General features: G+C 72.5%; 14 protein-coding genes. 3 read left to right on the top strand and 11 right to left on the bottom strand.

The window, feature by feature from the left end:
* Nucleotides 1–131 precede the first annotated feature (131 nt).
* From GT045_RS29755 to GT045_RS29740, 4 genes are all read right to left on the bottom strand, one after another.
* Complete coding sequence (locus GT045_RS29755) at nucleotides 132–2393, bottom strand: excinuclease ABC subunit UvrA (RefSeq protein WP_345942794.1); 2262 nt, start codon at nucleotides 2391–2393, stop codon at nucleotides 132–134.
* Nucleotides 2394–2481: 88 nt separating this feature from the next.
* Nucleotides 2482–3249 (bottom strand): ABC transporter permease, encoded by a 768-nt coding sequence (locus tag GT045_RS29750; protein ID WP_161336062.1) that lies wholly within the window; start codon nucleotides 3247–3249, stop codon nucleotides 2482–2484.
* Complete coding sequence (locus GT045_RS29745) at nucleotides 3239–4225, bottom strand: ATP-binding cassette domain-containing protein (RefSeq protein ID WP_161336061.1); 987 nt, start codon at nucleotides 4223–4225, stop codon at nucleotides 3239–3241. The genes GT045_RS29750 and GT045_RS29745 overlap by 11 nt, the downstream gene beginning before the upstream one ends.
* Nucleotides 4226–4305: 80 nt before the next feature.
* Entirely contained in the window at nucleotides 4306–5190 is an 885-nt protein-coding gene (locus tag GT045_RS29740; RefSeq protein ID WP_161336060.1) for a siderophore-interacting protein, read from the bottom strand.
* A 116-nt stretch (nucleotides 5191–5306) separates the two neighbouring features.
* Between GT045_RS29740 and GT045_RS29735 the strand changes: the two genes are divergently transcribed.
* The 3 genes from GT045_RS29735 to GT045_RS29725 all read left to right on the top strand — a co-directional run bounded on the left by GT045_RS29735 (nucleotide 5307) and on the right by GT045_RS29725 (nucleotide 7230).
* The gene (locus GT045_RS29735; protein WP_161336059.1) at nucleotides 5307–6131 is read left to right on the top strand and encodes a TetR/AcrR family transcriptional regulator C-terminal domain-containing protein; all 825 of its coding nucleotides are present in this window, start codon (nucleotides 5307–5309) and stop codon (nucleotides 6129–6131) included.
* A 326-nt stretch (nucleotides 6132–6457) separates the two neighbouring features.
* Entirely contained in the window at nucleotides 6458–7000 is a 543-nt protein-coding gene (locus GT045_RS29730) for an LmbU family transcriptional regulator (RefSeq protein WP_202516160.1), read from the top strand.
* A 35-nt stretch (nucleotides 7001–7035) separates the two neighbouring features.
* Complete coding sequence (locus GT045_RS29725; protein ID WP_161295319.1) at nucleotides 7036–7230, top strand: ferredoxin; 195 nt, start codon at nucleotides 7036–7038, stop codon at nucleotides 7228–7230.
* 79 nt (nucleotides 7231–7309) lie between these two features.
* Here the strand turns inward: GT045_RS29725 and GT045_RS29720 are convergent, their stop codons facing one another.
* The 7 genes from GT045_RS29720 to GT045_RS29690 form a co-directional block, all read right to left on the bottom strand.
* On the bottom strand, nucleotides 7310–8599 hold the full coding sequence (locus GT045_RS29720; RefSeq protein WP_237538968.1) for a cytochrome P450: 1290 nt from the start codon (nucleotides 8597–8599) through the stop codon (nucleotides 7310–7312).
* Nucleotides 8600–8625: 26 nt separating this feature from the next.
* Nucleotides 8626–9666, bottom strand: coding sequence for a methyltransferase (locus GT045_RS29715; RefSeq protein ID WP_161336058.1), 1041 nt, complete (start codon nucleotides 9664–9666; stop codon nucleotides 8626–8628).
* A 77-nt stretch (nucleotides 9667–9743) separates the two neighbouring features.
* Nucleotides 9744–11006, bottom strand: a complete 1263-nt coding sequence (gene kynU, locus GT045_RS29710; protein ID WP_161336057.1) for a kynureninase — start codon at nucleotides 11004–11006, stop codon at nucleotides 9744–9746.
* Between the two features lie 30 nt (nucleotides 11007–11036).
* Complete coding sequence (locus GT045_RS29705; protein WP_161336056.1) at nucleotides 11037–11891, bottom strand: tryptophan 2,3-dioxygenase family protein; 855 nt, start codon at nucleotides 11889–11891, stop codon at nucleotides 11037–11039.
* A complete protein-coding gene (locus GT045_RS29700; RefSeq protein ID WP_161288213.1) occupies nucleotides 11888–12739 on the bottom strand; it encodes an alpha/beta hydrolase in 852 nt (283 codons plus the stop codon). Before GT045_RS29700 ends, GT045_RS29705 begins: the two co-directional genes overlap by 4 nt.
* Nucleotides 12740–12804: 65 nt before the next feature.
* On the bottom strand, nucleotides 12805–13437 hold the full coding sequence (locus GT045_RS29695; RefSeq protein ID WP_161288211.1) for a DUF6875 domain-containing protein: 633 nt from the start codon (nucleotides 13435–13437) through the stop codon (nucleotides 12805–12807).
* Between the two features lie 70 nt (nucleotides 13438–13507).
* On the bottom strand, nucleotides 13508–16275 hold a 2768-nt coding region (locus tag GT045_RS29690), incomplete at its 5' end, for a thioesterase domain-containing protein (RefSeq protein ID WP_161336055.1).

Here is a 16275-nt window from a genome sequence, read left to right as displayed (position 1 = left end):
CCTCGGCCCCCCCTCGGCCCGTCCCGGCCTGTCCCGGCCCCCCTGGGATCGTCCCGGCCCCGCGAGGCCGTATGCCACCCCCCGGCCCCCCCCGGGGCACCCTCCCGCCGGGTGGGGCGCCCACGGGTGTCTCAGGCGGTCGTCAGGTGCCTGCGCAGGTATTCGGCGGTGTGTGAACCGCCGGTCTTCAGGAGGTCGGCCGGGGTGCCCTCGAACAGGACGCGTCCGCCACCACTGCCTCCCTCCGGCCCCAGGTCGATGATCCAGTCGGCGCTGGTGACGACGTCGAGGTCGTGCTCGATGACGATGACGGTGTTGCCCTGGTCGGCGAGGCGCTCGACGATGCCGAGGAGCCGGCGGGTGTCCGACATGTGCAGCCCGGTGGTGGGTTCGTCCATCACGTAGACGCTGCCGACGCGGTGCAGGTCGGTCGCCAGCCTCAGGCGCTGGCACTCACCGCCGGACAGGGTGCTCAGGGGCTGGCCCAGGCGCAGGTAGTCCAGTCCGACGTCGTTGAGCGCGTGCAGGACGGGACGCAGCCTGGGCTCGGTGAAGAACTCCGCCGCCTCGGCCGCCGTCATCTCCAGGACGTCTCCGATCGACCGGCCCCGCAGCCGGTGGCCGAGGACCTCCGGGGAGAAGCGGCGGCCACCGCAGGCATCGCACACGGACTTGAGCGTGTCCATGAACGCCAGGTCGGTGTAGAGCACACCGAGCCCCTGGCAGGTCGGGCAGGCGCCCTTGGAGTTGGCGCTGAACAGGGCGGCGCTGACGCCGTTGGCCTTGGCGAACAGCTTGCGGATCGGGTCCAGCAGCCCGGTGTAGGTGGCGGTGCTGGACCGGCGGCTGCCCGTGATCGAGGACTGGTCGATCACCACGGCGTCCGGGTGCCGGCTCAGGAACGCGTCGTTGACCAGGGTGCTCTTGCCCGATCCGGCCACACCCGTGACCACGGTCAGGACACCGGTGGGGAAGCCGACCGTCACGTCCTTCAGGTTGTGGTGGCGTGCGCCGGACACCGTCAGGACCCCGGTGGGACGGCGGGGTTCGGCCTTGACGGCCGGCCGGCTCCGCAGGGCGCGGCCGGTGAGGGTGTCGGCCCCGGCGAGGTCCGCGAAGGCGCCCTCGAAGACCACCTCGCCGCCCAGTGTCCCGGCCTTCGGCCCCATGTCGACCACATGGTCGGCGATGGCCATGATGTCCCGGTCGTGCTCGACCACCAGCACGGTGTTGCCCTTGTCCCGCAGTGCCAGCAGCAGGTCCTGGAGCCGGTGGACGTCCCGGGCGTGCAGACCGACGCTCGGCTCGTCGAACACGTACAGCATGTCGGTCAGGCTGCTCGCGAGATGCCGGACCATCTTGATCCGCTGCGACTCGCCGCCCGAGAGGGTGCGCGTCTCCCGGTCCAGGCTGAGGTAGCCGAGGCCGATGTCGGCCAGGTGCCGCAGGCGGGTCACGAGATCGTCCAGGACCGGCTTCACCCGTGGCAGGTCCAGGTCCGCCAGGAACGCCGCCAGGTGCCCGGCCTCCATCGCGGTCAGCCGGGCGATGTGGTGGCCGGCGACGGTGACGGCGCGGGCGGCGGGGGCGAGCCGGGTGCCGTCGCAGTCCGGGCAGTGCTCCGAGCGGACGAACCGCCGCAGCACCTCACGGCCGCGCTCGGACATGTCCTCCTTGCGGATGTACAGCCGGGTGAACTTGTCCGCCAGGCCCTCGTACCGGACGTTCAGCGTATTGCCCTGCCAGACCAGCGGGAGCTTGTCCGGCAGCTCGCCGTGGAGCAGCAGCCGCCACTCCTCGTCGGTGAAGGCGGCCAGGGGTTTGTCGTTGTCGAACAGCCCGGACTCCACGTAGCTGAGCCAGTACCAGCTGGAGGTGGAGAAGTCCGGATGCAGCAGCGCCCCCTCGTTGAGGGACTTGCGGCGGTCCACGAACGCGTCGAGATCGAGCCGTACGACCGTGCCGAGGCCCTCGCAGGCCGGGCACATGCCCTGCGGGTCGTTGAAGGAGAAGGTGCTGGGCGGCAGACCGGCGGGCTCGCCAGCGCGGGAGAACAGCAGCCGCAGCAGCGGGCTGATGTCGGTGACGGTGCCGACCGTCGAGCGGGGGTTGCCGCCCAGGCGCTTCTGGTCGATGACGACCGCGGCGGAGATGTTCTCGACGGCGTCCATGTCCGGGCGCCCGTGGTCGGGCAGGAACGTACGGACGAACGCCGTGAACGTCTCGTTGAGCTGCCGCCGGGCCTCGGCCGCGATGGTGTCGAACACCAGCGACGACTTGCCCGACCCGGAGACGCCGGTGAAGACCGTCAGCCGCCCCTTCGGGATCTGCAGCGAGACGTTCTTGAGGTTGTTCTCCCGGGCACCGGTCACCTTGATGACGTCGGTCCTCACAATGTGCTCCTCGGTGGTACGTACGGGAGGGCTCCCTCTCCGGGGGATGAGAGGGAGCCCGGTCCGGGGGGACGCCGCCACGGCGCCGTCAGGCGTTCTCCTTCTGGAACGTCCGGGTGCCCCACAGCAGGGCGAGCGCGGCCATGACCAGCAGCACGAGGGAGCCGGTCAGCAGCCCGGCGGCGCTCATGTCCCCGCGGAACGCGGCGCGCTCGGCGTCCACCACGTGGGTCAGCGGGTTGATCCTGGCCAGTTGGTACAGCCAGCCGGGGGCCAGTTCCCGGGTGACCGGCAGCAGCACGCCGGACAGCAGCAGGAGCGGCAGCAGCACGGCGTTCATCAGCGAGGGGAACGCGGCCTCGCTCTTGAGGACCATCGCCAGCGCGTACGACCCCGAGGACAGGGTGATGGCCAGCACCGCGGCGATCGCGAGGCTCAGCAGCATGCCGGTCACCGGTGCGTCGAGGCCGAAGACCAGGAGGGTCACCAGCACGATCAGGGCTGACTGGGCGGTGGCCTGCACGGCCTGGGCGAGGACCTTGCCGAACAGCAGGGCCGACCGGCTGGCCGGGGTGCCGCGGAAGCGGTCGACCACGCCGACCCGGTACTCGGTGAGCAGCCCGACTCCGGCGAAGGAGCCGCTGAACAGCGCCGTCTGCACGATGAGCGCCGGGGTGAGCACCTCCCAGGCGTCGCCGGACGGGAAGCCGGGGGTGTGGTCGACCACGGTGACCATGAGCGGCCCGAAGAGGAACAGGTACAGCAGCGGCTGCATGATCCCGATGATCAGCCAGGTCGGATTGCGCAGCGAGAGCCTCATGTCCCGCTGGAAGATCAGCTGGGTGTCACGCAGCATGCGCGGCCTCCTTCGCCTCGGGGGCGGTCTCCCCGTCGCGCAGGGAGCGCCCGGTCAGGCTGAGGAACACGTCGTCCAGGGTGGGCCGGCTGACCTTGACGGAGGCCATGGCGATCCCGTGGCCGTCGAGGGTGCGCAGCAGCTCCGGCAGGGCCGAGTCGCCGCGCGGCACCCGCAGGCGCACGGTGTCGGCGGTGACGGTGACCTCGTGTGCGCCGGGCAGGCCGCCGGCGAGGCCGGCCGCCTCGGCGCCCCGGCCGGCGGCGACCTCGACGGTGACCGCGTCGCCGGCGACGCGGGCCTTGAGTTCGTCCGGGGTGCCCTCGGCCACGATCGTGCCGTGGTCGGTGACGAGGATCCGGTCGCACAGGGCGTCGGCCTCGTCGAGGTAGTGGGTGGTGAGGAAGACGGTCATGCCCTGCTCGGCGCGCATCCGGCGGACGTGGTCCCACAGATTGGCCCGGCTCTGCGGGTCCAGCCCGCTGGTGGGCTCGTCCAGGAAGACCAGCGACGGCTCGTGGACCAGCCCGAGCGCGATGTCCAGCCGGCGGCGCTGACCGCCGGACAGTGTCTTGGCGGGGCGCTGGTCGAGGCCGGCCAGGTCGAGCCGCTCCGCGAGCGCCGCCCCGCGCCGCCGTGCCTCGGTCCGCGACAGGCCGTACAGCCGGGCCTGCAGTTCGATCTCCTCGGCGACCCGGGACTCCGGCCAGGTGGAGCCGCCCTGGGCGACGTAGCCGATCCGGCGCCGGACGCCCTGGGGGTCCGTCAGCAGGTCGCAGCCGGCCACGGTGCCGGTCCCGCCGGTGGGCCGCAGCAGGGTGGTCAGCATCCGTAAGGTGGTGGTCTTCCCCGCCCCGTTGGGGCCGAGGAACCCGACCAGTTCCCCGGCCGCCACGTCGATGTCGATGCCCTTGACGGCGTCGACGGTGCGTCCCCGCAGGGTGAACCGGCGGGCGAGACCTCGCACTGTGATCATGGGATCCTTCTCTCGGCCGGCCGCTCTTCGGCCGGGTCACGGCGGGACCGCAGGGGAGCCGGACTCCGCCCGGGGGCGCGTCAGGACTGGTCGTCGGCGGTGGCCTGGTACTCGGCCAGCCGCTCCTGCGCCTCGGCCATGTCCTCGGCCGTCGGGGCGTCGTCCTGGGTCAGCTTGAGCCGCCAGTAGCCGCTGAAGTCGATCGACCGCTTGTCCAGGCCGCGTTCGCCGACCAGGTGCCGGCGCAGTTCCCGGACCGTGCCCGACTCCCCGGCCAGCCAGGCGAAGGGGCGGCCGGGCGGGAACTCGGCCGCGCGGACGGCGTCGGTCAGCACCTCGCTGCGGCCCGCCGGACTGCCGTCGCGGTACAGCCAGTGCAGGTCGACGTCTCCGGCCGTCTCGAAGGTCTGCCGCTCGGCGCTGTCGGCGACCTCCAGGTAGGCCACCGTGCGCGTGCCCTCGGGCAGGGCCTCCAGCAGGGTGCCGATGGCGGGCAGCGCCGTCTCGTCGCCGGCCAGCAGCAGCCAGTCGGCGCCCGCGATCGAGTCGGTCAGCGTCACCGGCCGGGCGTAGACCGCGGACGGGCCGACCATGCCGATCCGGTCGCCGGGCCGGGCGGATCCGGCCCAGCTGGTGGCGGGGCCGGTGTCGCCGTGCAGGACGAAGTCGATCTCGACGGACCTGGTCCCGGGGACACGCCGGCGGAGGGTGAAGCTGCGCATCCACGGCCGCTCGTCCTCCGGGATGGCCAGAAACGCCTGGTACCAGCCGGTCGCGTCGTCGGACTGCTCGGGCAGGACGGGCTCCTGCTGGCCGGGGCGGGGGAAGCACAGCTTGAGCTGCTGGTCCGGGCTCCGGCCGACGGAGTCGTCGAGGTGATCGGCCTCGAAGGTCACGCGGGCCATCCGCGGGGTGACGCGCGTGATGCCGGTGACCTGGAGGAACGAGACGGGGAGCTCTGCCATGGAAACCCTTCCGAGAACGTGTGGCATCCCGGTGGCGGGCCGGTCCCCACCTGGTATCTTTACGCTGTAAAGAGATGCCTCGGGTGAGGTTACTTTATGTAGTAAGGAGTTGCAAGGTGGTTGTTTTTGCCGGACAGGGCGATGCCCGCCGTTCCATGGCTCTGCTCTGGCGGTCGGCCCGTTCCGCGAGCGTCAGGACCGGCCCCGGACCCAAGCCCGGGCTCGATGTGGACGCGATCGTCGACGCGGGGATCGCGGTGGCCGACGAACAGGGCATGGCGGCCCTGTCGATGCGGGCGGTCGGGGCGCGGCTGCGCCGGACGGCCATGGCGCTGTACACCTACGTGCCGAGCAAGAGCGAACTGGTCGACCTCATGCACGACCGGGTGCTCGCCGAACTGCCCACCGCCTACGGCACGGACGCCGGGTGGCGTGCGGCGGTCACGGCCTGGGCCGACGACGTCTGGGCGTTCTACCTGCGCCACCCGTGGGTGCTCCAGGTCTCCCAGGCCCGGCCGGTGCTCGGGCCGGGCGAGTACGCCCAACTGGAGACGGTGGTGCGGATCCTGGGCGGGGTCGGCCTCGACCCGCTGCGGCTGCGGCGGGTGATCGCCGTGCTGTTCCAGTTCGTCCGCGGCATGGCCCGGGTCGCCGCGGAGCACCGGCAGGCGGCGCCGGAGACGGGGGTGCCCGACGAGGAGTGGTGGGCGGAGCGGTCGGCGCTGCTCGCGGAGGTGGCACCCGACTTCGCCGAGCGCTTCCCCGCGCTGGCCGAGCTGGAGTCCCGGGCGACCCGTGCCGCCGGTACCGGGGCGGAGGCGGAGCCGGGCGGCGTGGAGTCGTACATGGAACAGGAGGCCCTGGAGGCGTTCCGGGTCGGCCTGAAAGTCCTCCTCGACGGCATCGAGGCCGCGGTGGCGGGGGGCTCCGAGGCGCGTTGAGGCCGCGGTGGCGGGGGCCCTGAGGCGTCGGCGAAACCAGCTGACCGAGAATTGCCCCTCTAGAAAAAGTTTCCGCCGTAAACCGATCACACCCGGCCGGAAATGTTCTTTGACGCGTCTGTGAGCGTGATCTACGGTTTTTGTCAGCTTGCCGGAATGATGACTCGAGCAGCGACGACCGGTGCGAGATACGCCAGTGCCTCAATCCCAGGAGAAAGCCGTTGCACCACATCACCAAGCATGACCAGCGTGACCGTCACTTACCGGTCGGCCGCCGGGCGGGGGACACGACGCTTCCCCGCCGGGCGGCCGGCCAGGACCGGATCATGACCACCCGGGTCGGACTGAGACTTCCGGCCACCCTCTCCTACGACCGATGGGAGAAGGCCGGACTCCACATCTTCCAGATCGCCGATTCCTCCGCGTGGTGCCTGGGCGACTGGCTCGTCTACGGCCAGGAGCGCTACGCCGACCGTTACCAGACCGGCGTGCAGGCCGCCGGACTCGACTACCAGACCCTGCGCAACTACGCATGGGTGGCCCGCCACTTCGAGCTCTGGCGCCGGCGCGAGGCCCTGAGCTTCGGCCACCACGCCGAGGTCGCCTCCCTGCCGCCCGCGGACGCCGACACCTGGCTCGACCGGGCCGAACGGCACAGCTGGTCCAGGAACGAACTCAGACTCCAGCTGCGCGAGAGCCGCAGGGGGAACCGGACCACCGCGCCCCCGCGCGCCGGCCTGCCCCGCATCAGCGTCCCCTGCGACCGGGTGGAGCGCTGGCGCGAGGCCGCCTCGAAGGACGACCGCGACTTCGAGGAATGGATCCTGCTCACCCTCGACCGTGCCGCGGCACGCGAACTCGGCCACTGACGGCCCGCCCGCCGAGAACCGAAAGGCGGCCCTCCATGCGAATCCGTATCGACCACCACACCTGTATCGGGTCCGGGCAGTGCGCCCTGACCGCGCCCGAGGTGTTCACCCAGGACGACGACGGCTACTCCGCGCTGCTGCCCGACGCGGCCGAGACGGCCACCCGGCGGCAGGCGACCCAGGCCGCCCTGTCCTGTCCCGTCCAGGCCATCACCGTCACCGACGGCTGACCGGCCGCGACGGCCGACCACCCCCCAGGGCCGAGGGCCCCACGGCGTCCGCCGTGGGGCCCTCGGTGCTGTGGCTGACCTACGGCCGCAGCCGCAGCCGCAGCGCGTTCAGCCGCCAACTGCCCGGCAGCCGGGCCCGGTCCAGCTCCGGGTCGCCCGCCAGTGCCAGATCCGGACAGCGCGCCAGCAGCCGGGAGAACGCCACCTCGGCCTCCTGCCGGGCCAGGGTGGCACCCAGGCAGTAGTGGATGCCGTGACCGAAACCGACATGGTTCTCCGCCTGTCCCTCCTGATGGCGGGTGAGGTCCAGCCGGTCCGGGTCCGTGTAGTGCCGGGGATCGAAGTTGGCCGACACCAGCACCGCCTGCAGCGCGTCACCCCGGGCGATGGGCGTGCCGGAGAGCAGCAGATCCTCGGTCGCGTAACGCAGCCGCGCCACCTGTACCGACCCGCACCAGCGCATCAGCTCGTGCACCGCCCGCGGCAGCAGTCCCGGGTCGGCGCGCAGCAGCGCCAGCTGGTCGGGATGCGCGAGCAGGGCGGCCGTGCCGTTGCCGATCAGATGCGCGCTCGTCTCGTGGCCGGCCAGCACCAGGGTGAGCACCATGGTGACCAGCTCGGTGTCGCTCAGCCGCCCGCCGTCGTGGTCCTGCACGCGGATCAGCTCGCTCAGCAGATCGTCCCGCAGCGCGGCACGGCGCCGCTCGACCAGCTCATGGCAGTACTCGATCATCACGGGAAAGGAGTGCTGCAGCCGTTCCGGCCGCATCGACACCAGGTCGCCGCCCCACTCCCGCCACTGCTCGACGTCGTCCGCCGGGATCCCGACGAGCTCGCAGATCACCGTGATCGACAGCGGATAGGCGAAGTGCTCCAGCAGGTCGACGGTGCCGTCGTCCAGCTCCTTCGCCGGCAGCCCGGCCAGCAGCCGGTCCGCGGTCCGCTCGATACCGGGCCGCAGCCCCAGGATCCGGCGCGCCGCGAACGCCCGTGTCACCAGCCGGCGCAGCCGCGGGTGGTCCGGCGGGTCGCTGTCCAGGATCGAACCGAGCAGGTAGACCCGCAGCTTCTCGGGCACCTTGAGCAGTTCCATCATGCCGTCGCGCGGATCCGCGCCGTCCTCGCCGGGCACGTGGGAGGGCGTGTTGACGAACCTCGGGTCCCGCAGCACCGCGCGGACGTCGTCGTACCGGGTCACGAACCACACCGGAGTGCCGTCGACGAACCTGCCGCGGACCACGGGGCCCTGTTCTCGCAGCCGTCCGTAGCCGGCGAACGGGTCCGCCAGCAGCTCCGGATCCATCATGTGCGGGCCGCGCGCGGAGTGCGGGCCGACGGGGCACGCGGCGTCGGGGGAGGTCAGGGACATGGCCGGCTCCGGTTCTCGTCGGGGCATCACTTGACCGCGCTGATCACACCGTGCGGCGTCCACCGGCCGCCCGGCAGCCGCTCGGGCTTGACGAAACCGGCCGCGGCGAACCACTCCTCGTACTGGTCCCACCGGTAGATGGTGCTGCTCGCGGCGGGCAGCGTCGCGAAGTACACGTTGTCGAGCGCCGCGTACAGCGGACCGTCCCCGCTGTCGTCGGCCATGGCGTTGAACACCAGCACCCGGCCGCCGTCCGGCAGCGCCGCGTGGGCCTTGCGCAGCAGCCGCACGTTCTCCTCCGGCGACCAGATCACCAGCTGGTTGGCGAACAGCACGCAGTCGTGCCCCGGCGGGTAGACGTCGTCGAAGATGTCGGCCGCCCGGACGGAGACACGGTCGGCCAGGCCGTGCTCGGCGATACGGCGGCGGGCGATCTCCACCGTGCCGGGCAGGTCCAGCACGGTGAACTCCACCCCCGGGTTGGCCCGGGCCAGGGCGATGGCGTTGACCCCGTCACCGCCGCCCACGTCGAGCACCCGGCGCACCCCGGTCAGTTCGGCCTTCTCCACCAGGACCGGGTTGGACAGCCGGGACCAGGACCGCATGCAGCGGTAGAACAGCTGCTCCAGCTCCGGATCCGCGGACAGCCGGTGGTACAGGTCCGGGCCCGTGCCCTTGATCCGCCGCAGGCCGACGTTGGTGTTGCGGCGCAGGGACTCCGTGAAGTCGACCTCGGCGGGGCGGACGATCCGCTCCTCGTACTCGATCAGGTCCTCGATGATCGTCCAGGTGTCGTCGGCGAACAGCGAGTCGAGAACCTCGGCGTTGCGGTAGCCGTCCTCCTCACACCTGGTCAGCCCCAGGGCCGTGGTGCCCAGCAGGAGGATCTGCACCGGGCGGTCCGCAAGGCCCAGTTCCCGCCCGATCTCCGGCGGGGCCAGCCCGGGGCGCCGGTGCAGCAGGGCGAACAGACCGAGGTTGCGGCCCGCGTTGAGCATCTGGAACGCCGAGGAACCGAACAGGATCTGCACCAGTCCGTCGGTGGTGAGCGGGGACGCGTCTGCCATGAGGACTCCGTATCGCGAGGGTGGGGCGGGGGCGGGGAGGTCGGACCGGGGCGCGGCCGGCCGCGCGGGACCGGCGGTCACGTCACCCGGGCCAGGCCGGCGGGCCGGGAGGTGTAGGCACGTCCGGCCACGGTGTCGCGGATGCGGGCCAGCGCGTCCCAGACCTCGGTGAACCGGGTGTACAGCGGGGAGGGACCGATCCGCAGCCGGTCCGGGACCCGGTAGTCGCAGACGACCTTCGCGTCCGCGGCCAGCGTCTGGCAGATCCGCCAGGCGTCCGGGTGGTACAGGGACACGTGCGAACCGCGCCGCTCGGCCGGACGGGGCGAGGCGGCCCGGAAACCGAGCGGCGCCAGCCAGGCGTCCGCGAGTTCGTCGGCCAGCCGGCCCAGCAGCAGCCCCTTCGCCCGGATCCGCGCCAGCCCCGCCTCCTCGACGAGGTCCAGCGCCGGGTCGATCGCCGCCAGCGACAGCAGCGCCGGCGTGCTCACCAGGAACCGCTCGATGCCCGGCACCGGGTCGTAGTCGGGGCCCATGCGGAACTGCTCCCGCTGCCCGAACCAGCCCCACACCGGCTGCCGCAGCACGGCCTGCAGATCCCGGCGCACATACAGGAACGCGGGAGACCCCGGGCCTCCGTTGAGGTACTTGTACGTACAGCCCACGGCCAGTTCCGCGCCGGCCCCGGCCAGGTCGACGGGGACGGCGCCGGCCGCGTGCGACAGGTCCCACAGCACCCGCGCGCCCACGCCCCGGGCCAGTTCCTCGACCCGCGCCATGTCCAGCAGCGCGCCGCTGCGGTACGACACCAGCGACAGCACCACCAGCGCCACGTCCCGGTCCAGCGCGCCGCGCAGCACGTCCAGGTCGAGCCCGCCGTCGAGGTCCGAGGGCAGCCGGCGCAGCCGCAGCCCCCGCTGCTGTGCCAGTCCCTGGAGGATGTACCGGTCCGTCGGGAAGTCCTCGGCGTCCACCAGGACCGTGCCCCGTCCCGGCGCCGCGTCCAGGGCGGCCCCGGCCAGCTTGTACAGGTTGACCGACGTCGAGTCCGAGACGACCACCTCGCCGGGCCGGGCACCCAGCACATGCCCGGCGAGGCGGTCCCCGAGCCGGGCTCCCCAGTCGATCCACCCCTGCCAGGACCGCACCAGCCCGCCGCCCCAGCCCTGCTCCACCACCTCGCGCAGCCGGCCCGGGGTGGCGGCGGGCAGCCGGCCCAGCGAATTGCCGTCCAGATAGATCAGCTCCGGATCGTCGATGACGAACCGCTCCCGGAACGCGGCCAGCGGATCGGCCGCGTCCAGTTCCTCGGCCACCGTGCGCGGGCTCCCGCCCTCCATGGGCCCTCCCTCTTTCAGGTCGTCGGCGGGTCAGAGCGTCGAACGCACCGACCACAGCTCCGGGAAGAAGCGGTGCTCACTGATGCGGGCCAGCCAGGCCACGCCGTCGGTGCCGCCGGTGCCCGGTTTGGCACCGAGCATCCGCTGCACCGTCACCAGGTGCGTGTAGCGCCAGCGGGCGAACTGATCGGCGGTGTCCATCAGCGCCTCGGCGAGCAGATGCAGCTCGTGGTGGCGCGCCGGATCCCGGTAGACCGCCTCCCACGCCGCCTCGACCTCGGGGCCGCTGCGGTACGGCTGCGTGGCGTCCCGCCCGCCGGAGCCGGCCGGAGCCAGCAGCCCGCGCCGTTCCAGCAGCGCGAGCGCCGCGTCGTACAGGCTCGGCTCGCGCAACTGGCTCACCACGGCCGCGTGTCCGGCCGTGCCCCGGTGCGGTTCGGCCATCGCCGGGTTCTTGTTGCCGAGCAGGAACTCCAGCCGTCGGTAACCGGCCGACTGGAAACCCGACGCCGACCCGAGGACGTCCCGGAACTCGGCGAACTCCGCGGGCGACAGGACGGAGAACGTCTCCCAGCTCACCAGCAGCACCTGCTGCACCCGCGCCGCACGGCGCAGCGTCCACAGCGCCTCACCGAGCCGGTCCTCGTCCAACTGGTCCCGCACCGTGGAGAGTTCGGTGTGCAGCAGCTTGAACAGCAGCTCCTTGACCTGGCTCATGATGATGAAACCCGGCTCGGTGTCGGCCCGGCTCAGCGGATGCTGCAACGCCAGCAACTCGTCCATCCGGGCGTAGTGCGCGTACGGCGTGCTGCCGGGCGGGACGCCGGCGGACAGCGGGCACCCGCCTCCCCGCTCGGCGCTCCGGGCGGTCTGCTCGGTGGTCATGTGCTCGTTCCTTCCAGTCCCATCTGCGCCAGGACCGCGTCGCCCAGACCGGTGCCGGGCACACCCAGGTCGTAGGGGAGGTCGAAGTGGTCGCGCCGTTCGGCGACGACCTCCGTGACCGCCCCCCGGGAGCGCAGCGCCGTCACCATCCGCTCGTGCTGGCGGACGTACTCCTCGGTCTCGTTGCCGCCCCGCGCCACCACCGTGCGGGGCAGCCGTGCCGGCAGCAGGTGGAGCGGGCTGTTGCGGCGCGCTCCGGCCTCGTCCAGCCGCAGTGCCTCGTTGACGTACGACAGCCGGACCGGCTCCAGGTCGTACATGCCGCTCAGCAGCACCGCCCCGGCGATCCGCCCGGACACGTCAGGCCCCTGCGAGGGGCCGGGCAGCAGCGCCATGGCGGCCAGCTGCGCACCGGCCGACGTGCCGCACAGGTGCAGCCGCCGCACGTCGAAGCCCAGCCCGTCCGCATGCCGCAGCAGCCAGTCCACGGCCCGGCGCACCATGCCCGCCATCGCGTCCAGTCCGACCCCGGGCGCCAGCCCGTACTCGACCACCGCGACCGCCGCACCCGCGGCCAGCAACGGCGGTACGGCGAAAGCCGACTCCGCCCGGCCGAGCGCCTGCCAGTTCCCGCCGTGCACGAACACCAGCAGCGGCGGACGGCCGGCACCCGCGCCGGGGAAGTAGTCGAGCAGCTCGGCCGGGTGCGGGCCGTAGGCCAGAGCGGTGCGCACCGGATGGTCCCGGCGGGCCGCCGCGCTCAGCCGCTCGTACTCCCGCAGGCAGGCGTCGAGGCTCGGCACCAGGGAACTCGGCGAGTACTGCCGGTCCAGCGTCGCCTGATCCATGCCCCGGTACACGGCCGCCCCGGCCGCCGGCCGCCCCCCGGGAGACGCTCGCACACCCACCGGGATCAGCTCCCCGACCCGTGAACGGCACGCGCCCGTTCGTACACCTCGGTCAGCAACGGGTCGATGCCGTGGCCGGTCCCGCGGTAACGGGACCCGAAGCGCTTGGCGTACTCCTCGAACCACTCCCGGCGCCGGTCCAGGAAGAGCACGTCGTGTATCGCCATGGACCGCACCGCCATCATCGGCACGGGCGCGTAGCTCACCTCGAACGCCGGGTTGCGGGCCGCCTTCTCCTCGCACCTCTCGTGGAACTGGGCGATCATCAGGCCGCGGCGCACACTCTCCGGCTTCAGCGCGGTGTGCGCGGCGTCCAGCAGGTGCAGGTGCTCGTACGGCAGGTCGGGCAGGACCAGCAGCAGCGAACGCAGATTGGGATTGCCGGCCTTCCACTCGACCTCGCTGAACTCGTCCAGGGCACAGCGGACGATCTCGTCGATGAGGGTCTGGCTCGGGGTCGGGCCCACCAGCCTGACCCGGACCTCCAGAGCACCGGCGCGCTGGGCCGGCTCCACGAACGGGCACACCGGACCGGGACGTCCCAGCTCGCTGTGCGGTTGACGGATGTAGTCGCTCAGCCAGCCGTCCACGGCCGCCAGGGCCTTGGCCAGGTCGACGGAGAGCACGTCGGTCAGCATCGTTTTCAGTCCTCGGGTGTAGGTCCCGCAGAAAGCGGACGGTGGGGTGCCTCGCGGCGGCCTCCGCACGTCACCGGTCGCCGTGGAGCTCCTGCAGCTTGGCCGACAGGATCCGGCCCACCGCGGCCAGCGTCTCCGGCCGGGTCAGCATGGTCCCGTGCTCACCGGGCACGACATGGGCCTCGACGGTGCCGCGTACGTACGGCTGCCAGGCGGCGGCCTCGACCGGCGGGTCCTGCTGCTCGGAACAGGCGATGAGCAACAGGTCGCCGTCGATCGGGCCGGGCCGGTAGTCGACGGTCAGATGGGTGTTGTTCGCCGAGATCTCGGTGATCGTCGCCAGCCGGTCCTCCTCCAGGTTGGCGAGCACACTGCCCTGGCGGCGCAGGATGTCCCGCGCCCGCGCGAAGGTCAGCTCGCCGTCGTCGTGCCGGTGACTGCCGTCGTCCACGAGACCCACGTGGTACAGCAGCATCACCCGGTCGTCGGGCGCGGGCACGTCCGCGTGCGTCAGCCCCTGCCAGTCCGGGATCACGTCGAGCGCCGCGACCAGCGCCACTGGTTCGCCGCGCCGCTGGAACTCCGCGGCCAGCGCGTGCGCGCACAGCCCGCCGAACGACCAGCCGGCCAGGTGGTACGGCCCGTGCGGCTGCACCGACTGGATCTGGTCGGCGTAGTCCACCGCCATCTCCTCGATGCTGCCCGGCCGCGGCTCCGCCCGCGCGAGGCTGCGCGCCTGGATCCCGTACAGCGGATACTGCGGAGCCACATGCTTGAGCAGCGCGCTGTACGACCAGCTCAGGCCACCGCCGGGGTGGATGCAGAACAGCGGCGGCCGCTCGCCCCCCGCCCGCAGCGGCAGTACCACCTCGTACGAGCCGTCCGCGTCGTCCACGTCGAGCCGCGCGCTGATCCCGGCCGGGGTCGGCGCCTCGAACAGGCTCCGCAGTCCCAGCTCCACCCCGAAGGAGGCCCGCAGCCGCGCCATCAGCCGGGTGGCCAGCAGCGAGTGCCCGCCCAGGTCGAAGAAGTCCTCGTCCACACCGACCACCGGCAGACCCAGCACCTCGGCGAACAGCTCGCACACGACCTGCTCCTGCGGCGTGGCCGGGGCCCGGCCGACATCGTCCCGCTCCGGGCCGAAGTCCGGGAGCGCGGCCCGGTCCAGCTTGCCGTTGGTGGTCAGCGGAAGCCGGTCCAGCGGCACGATCGCCGCCGGGCGCATGTACTCGGGCAGCTGCCGCCGCACGTGCTCGCGCAGCTCCGCCACCAGGGCGCCGGTGTCCCGGCCGGCGGCCGGGCTGGTGGTCCACGCCGACAGCGGCGTACCCGGACCGGCGGCGCCCGACGGCACGTAGGTCCCGACCGGCACGCCCTCGCCGAGCACGTCCTGCCGGACGTAGGTCACCTCGACGGCGGCCGGGTCGTGCGGGCTCCAGCTGACGGCGGTCCAGTAGTCGTGCTCCTCGCCCAGCCGGCGGAAGTCCTCCGGACCGGCCCCGGACACGGGCACCGCGGCCGGCGTCCGTCCGCCGTCGAGCGCCTGCTGCACCGACCTGTCCGGTGCGATCAGGGAGTTGGGCACCCCGGTCACCCGCAGCCGGCCGGGCCTCGCGGACCTCAGCTGACCGGCGACGGCGTCCAGGTCCCCGGTCCAGGGCCGGGTGGGGGCGTCGGTGAGGGGGTGGGGGGTGATGCCGGTCTTGTAGAGGGTGGCGTCGTAGCGGTAGCGGGTGAGTTCGTTCTGTGCGGTGCCGCGTTTGAGCTGGATGTCGGTGCCGGCGAGGTCGGGGATGTGGTGGGTGAGGGCGGTGAAGTACTCGGGGTCGACGAGGAGTTCCTTCTCCAGGACGAGGCTCTGTTCGACGGCGCGGCGGACGGCCGCGGTGTCGGTGGGGTCCTCGGCCCGTGCGCTCTGGACGGCGCTGGTGAAGGTGCGCAGCAGCCGGGGGTTGCGGACGTCCCCGACGAACAGCGCCCCGCCCGGCGCCAGCACGCGCACGGCATGGTCGACGACCTGCTCCAGATAACCGGCGCTGGGGAAGTACTGCACCACCGAGTTGACGACGACGGTGTCGAAGTGCCCCACCGGCAGACCGGCGAAGTCATGGGCGGGCCGGGTCTGCAACCGGACCCGGGACGCGAGGACGGGATCCGCGTCGACGTGGCGCCGCAGCTCCTCGATGACGCTCGGGGAGAAGTCGGTGCCCCAGTACTCCTCGCACTCGGGGGCGAGCCCGGCGAGGAGGAGACCGGTGCCCACGCCGATCTCCAGGACGCGGCGCGGACGCAGGGCCCTGATGCGGTCCACGGTGGTGTCACGCCACTCCCGCATCTGCGGCAGCGGGATCGGCTCGCCGTCGTAACTGCTGTGCCAGCTGGCGAAGTTCTCCCCGAACGCCGTGCGCGGCGCGGTGGTGTACACGGAGTCGTACAGGTCCCGCCACTCGCTCAGCTGGTCCTGCTCGGCGGCCTCGTCCCGTGCCTGCGCCGAGGTGTCGGCCACGACGTAGGCGACCAGACGTGTCGTGCCGGGCTGGTCCTCGCGGGCGACGACGGCGGCCTGCGCGATGTCCGGGTGGTCGGTGAGGACCTGTTCGATCTCGCCGGGTTCGATGCGGAACCCGCGGATCTTGACCTGGTGGTCGGCGCGGCCGACGAATTCCAGCTCGCCGTCTGCGTTCCAGCGGACGAGGTCGCCGGTGCGGTACATACGGGCCCCGGGCCCGGGGGCGTAGGGGTCGGCGACGAACCGCTCGGCGGTCAGTCCCGGCCGGCCCAGATACCCGCGGGCCACCCCCGCTCCGCCTATGTACAGCTCGCCCACCACCCCGGGCG

The sequence above is a fragment of the Streptomyces sp. SID486 genome, assembly GCF_009865385.1.
Classification (GTDB): domain Bacteria; phylum Actinomycetota; class Actinomycetes; order Streptomycetales; family Streptomycetaceae; genus Streptomyces.
This window is presented reverse-complemented; position numbering and strand designations above follow the sequence as displayed.

Coding starts and splice junctions, on each gene's coding strand:
- GT045_RS29750 (WP_161336062.1), bottom strand. CDS start 3,249: ATGCTGCGTGACACCCAGCTGATCTTCCAGCGGGACATGAGGCTCTCG.
- GT045_RS29745 (WP_161336061.1), bottom strand. CDS start 4,225: ATGATCACAGTGCGAGGTCTCGCCCGCCGGTTCACCCTGCGGGGACGC.
- GT045_RS29740 (WP_161336060.1), bottom strand. CDS start 5,190: ATGGCAGAGCTCCCCGTCTCGTTCCTCCAGGTCACCGGCATCACGCGC.
- GT045_RS29730 (WP_202516160.1), top strand. CDS start 6,458: ATGACCACCCGGGTCGGACTGAGACTTCCGGCCACCCTCTCCTACGAC.
- GT045_RS29725 (WP_161295319.1), top strand. CDS start 7,036: ATGCGAATCCGTATCGACCACCACACCTGTATCGGGTCCGGGCAGTGC.
- GT045_RS29720 (WP_237538968.1), bottom strand. CDS start 8,599: ATGTCCCTGACCTCCCCCGACGCCGCGTGCCCCGTCGGCCCGCACTCC.
- GT045_RS29715 (WP_161336058.1), bottom strand. CDS start 9,666: ATGGCAGACGCGTCCCCGCTCACCACCGACGGACTGGTGCAGATCCTG.
- kynU (WP_161336057.1), bottom strand. CDS start 11,006: ATGGAGGGCGGGAGCCCGCGCACGGTGGCCGAGGAACTGGACGCGGCC.
- GT045_RS29705 (WP_161336056.1), bottom strand. CDS start 11,891: ATGACCACCGAGCAGACCGCCCGGAGCGCCGAGCGGGGAGGCGGGTGC.
- GT045_RS29700 (WP_161288213.1), bottom strand. CDS start 12,739: ATGGATCAGGCGACGCTGGACCGGCAGTACTCGCCGAGTTCCCTGGTG.
- GT045_RS29695 (WP_161288211.1), bottom strand. CDS start 13,437: ATGCTGACCGACGTGCTCTCCGTCGACCTGGCCAAGGCCCTGGCGGCC.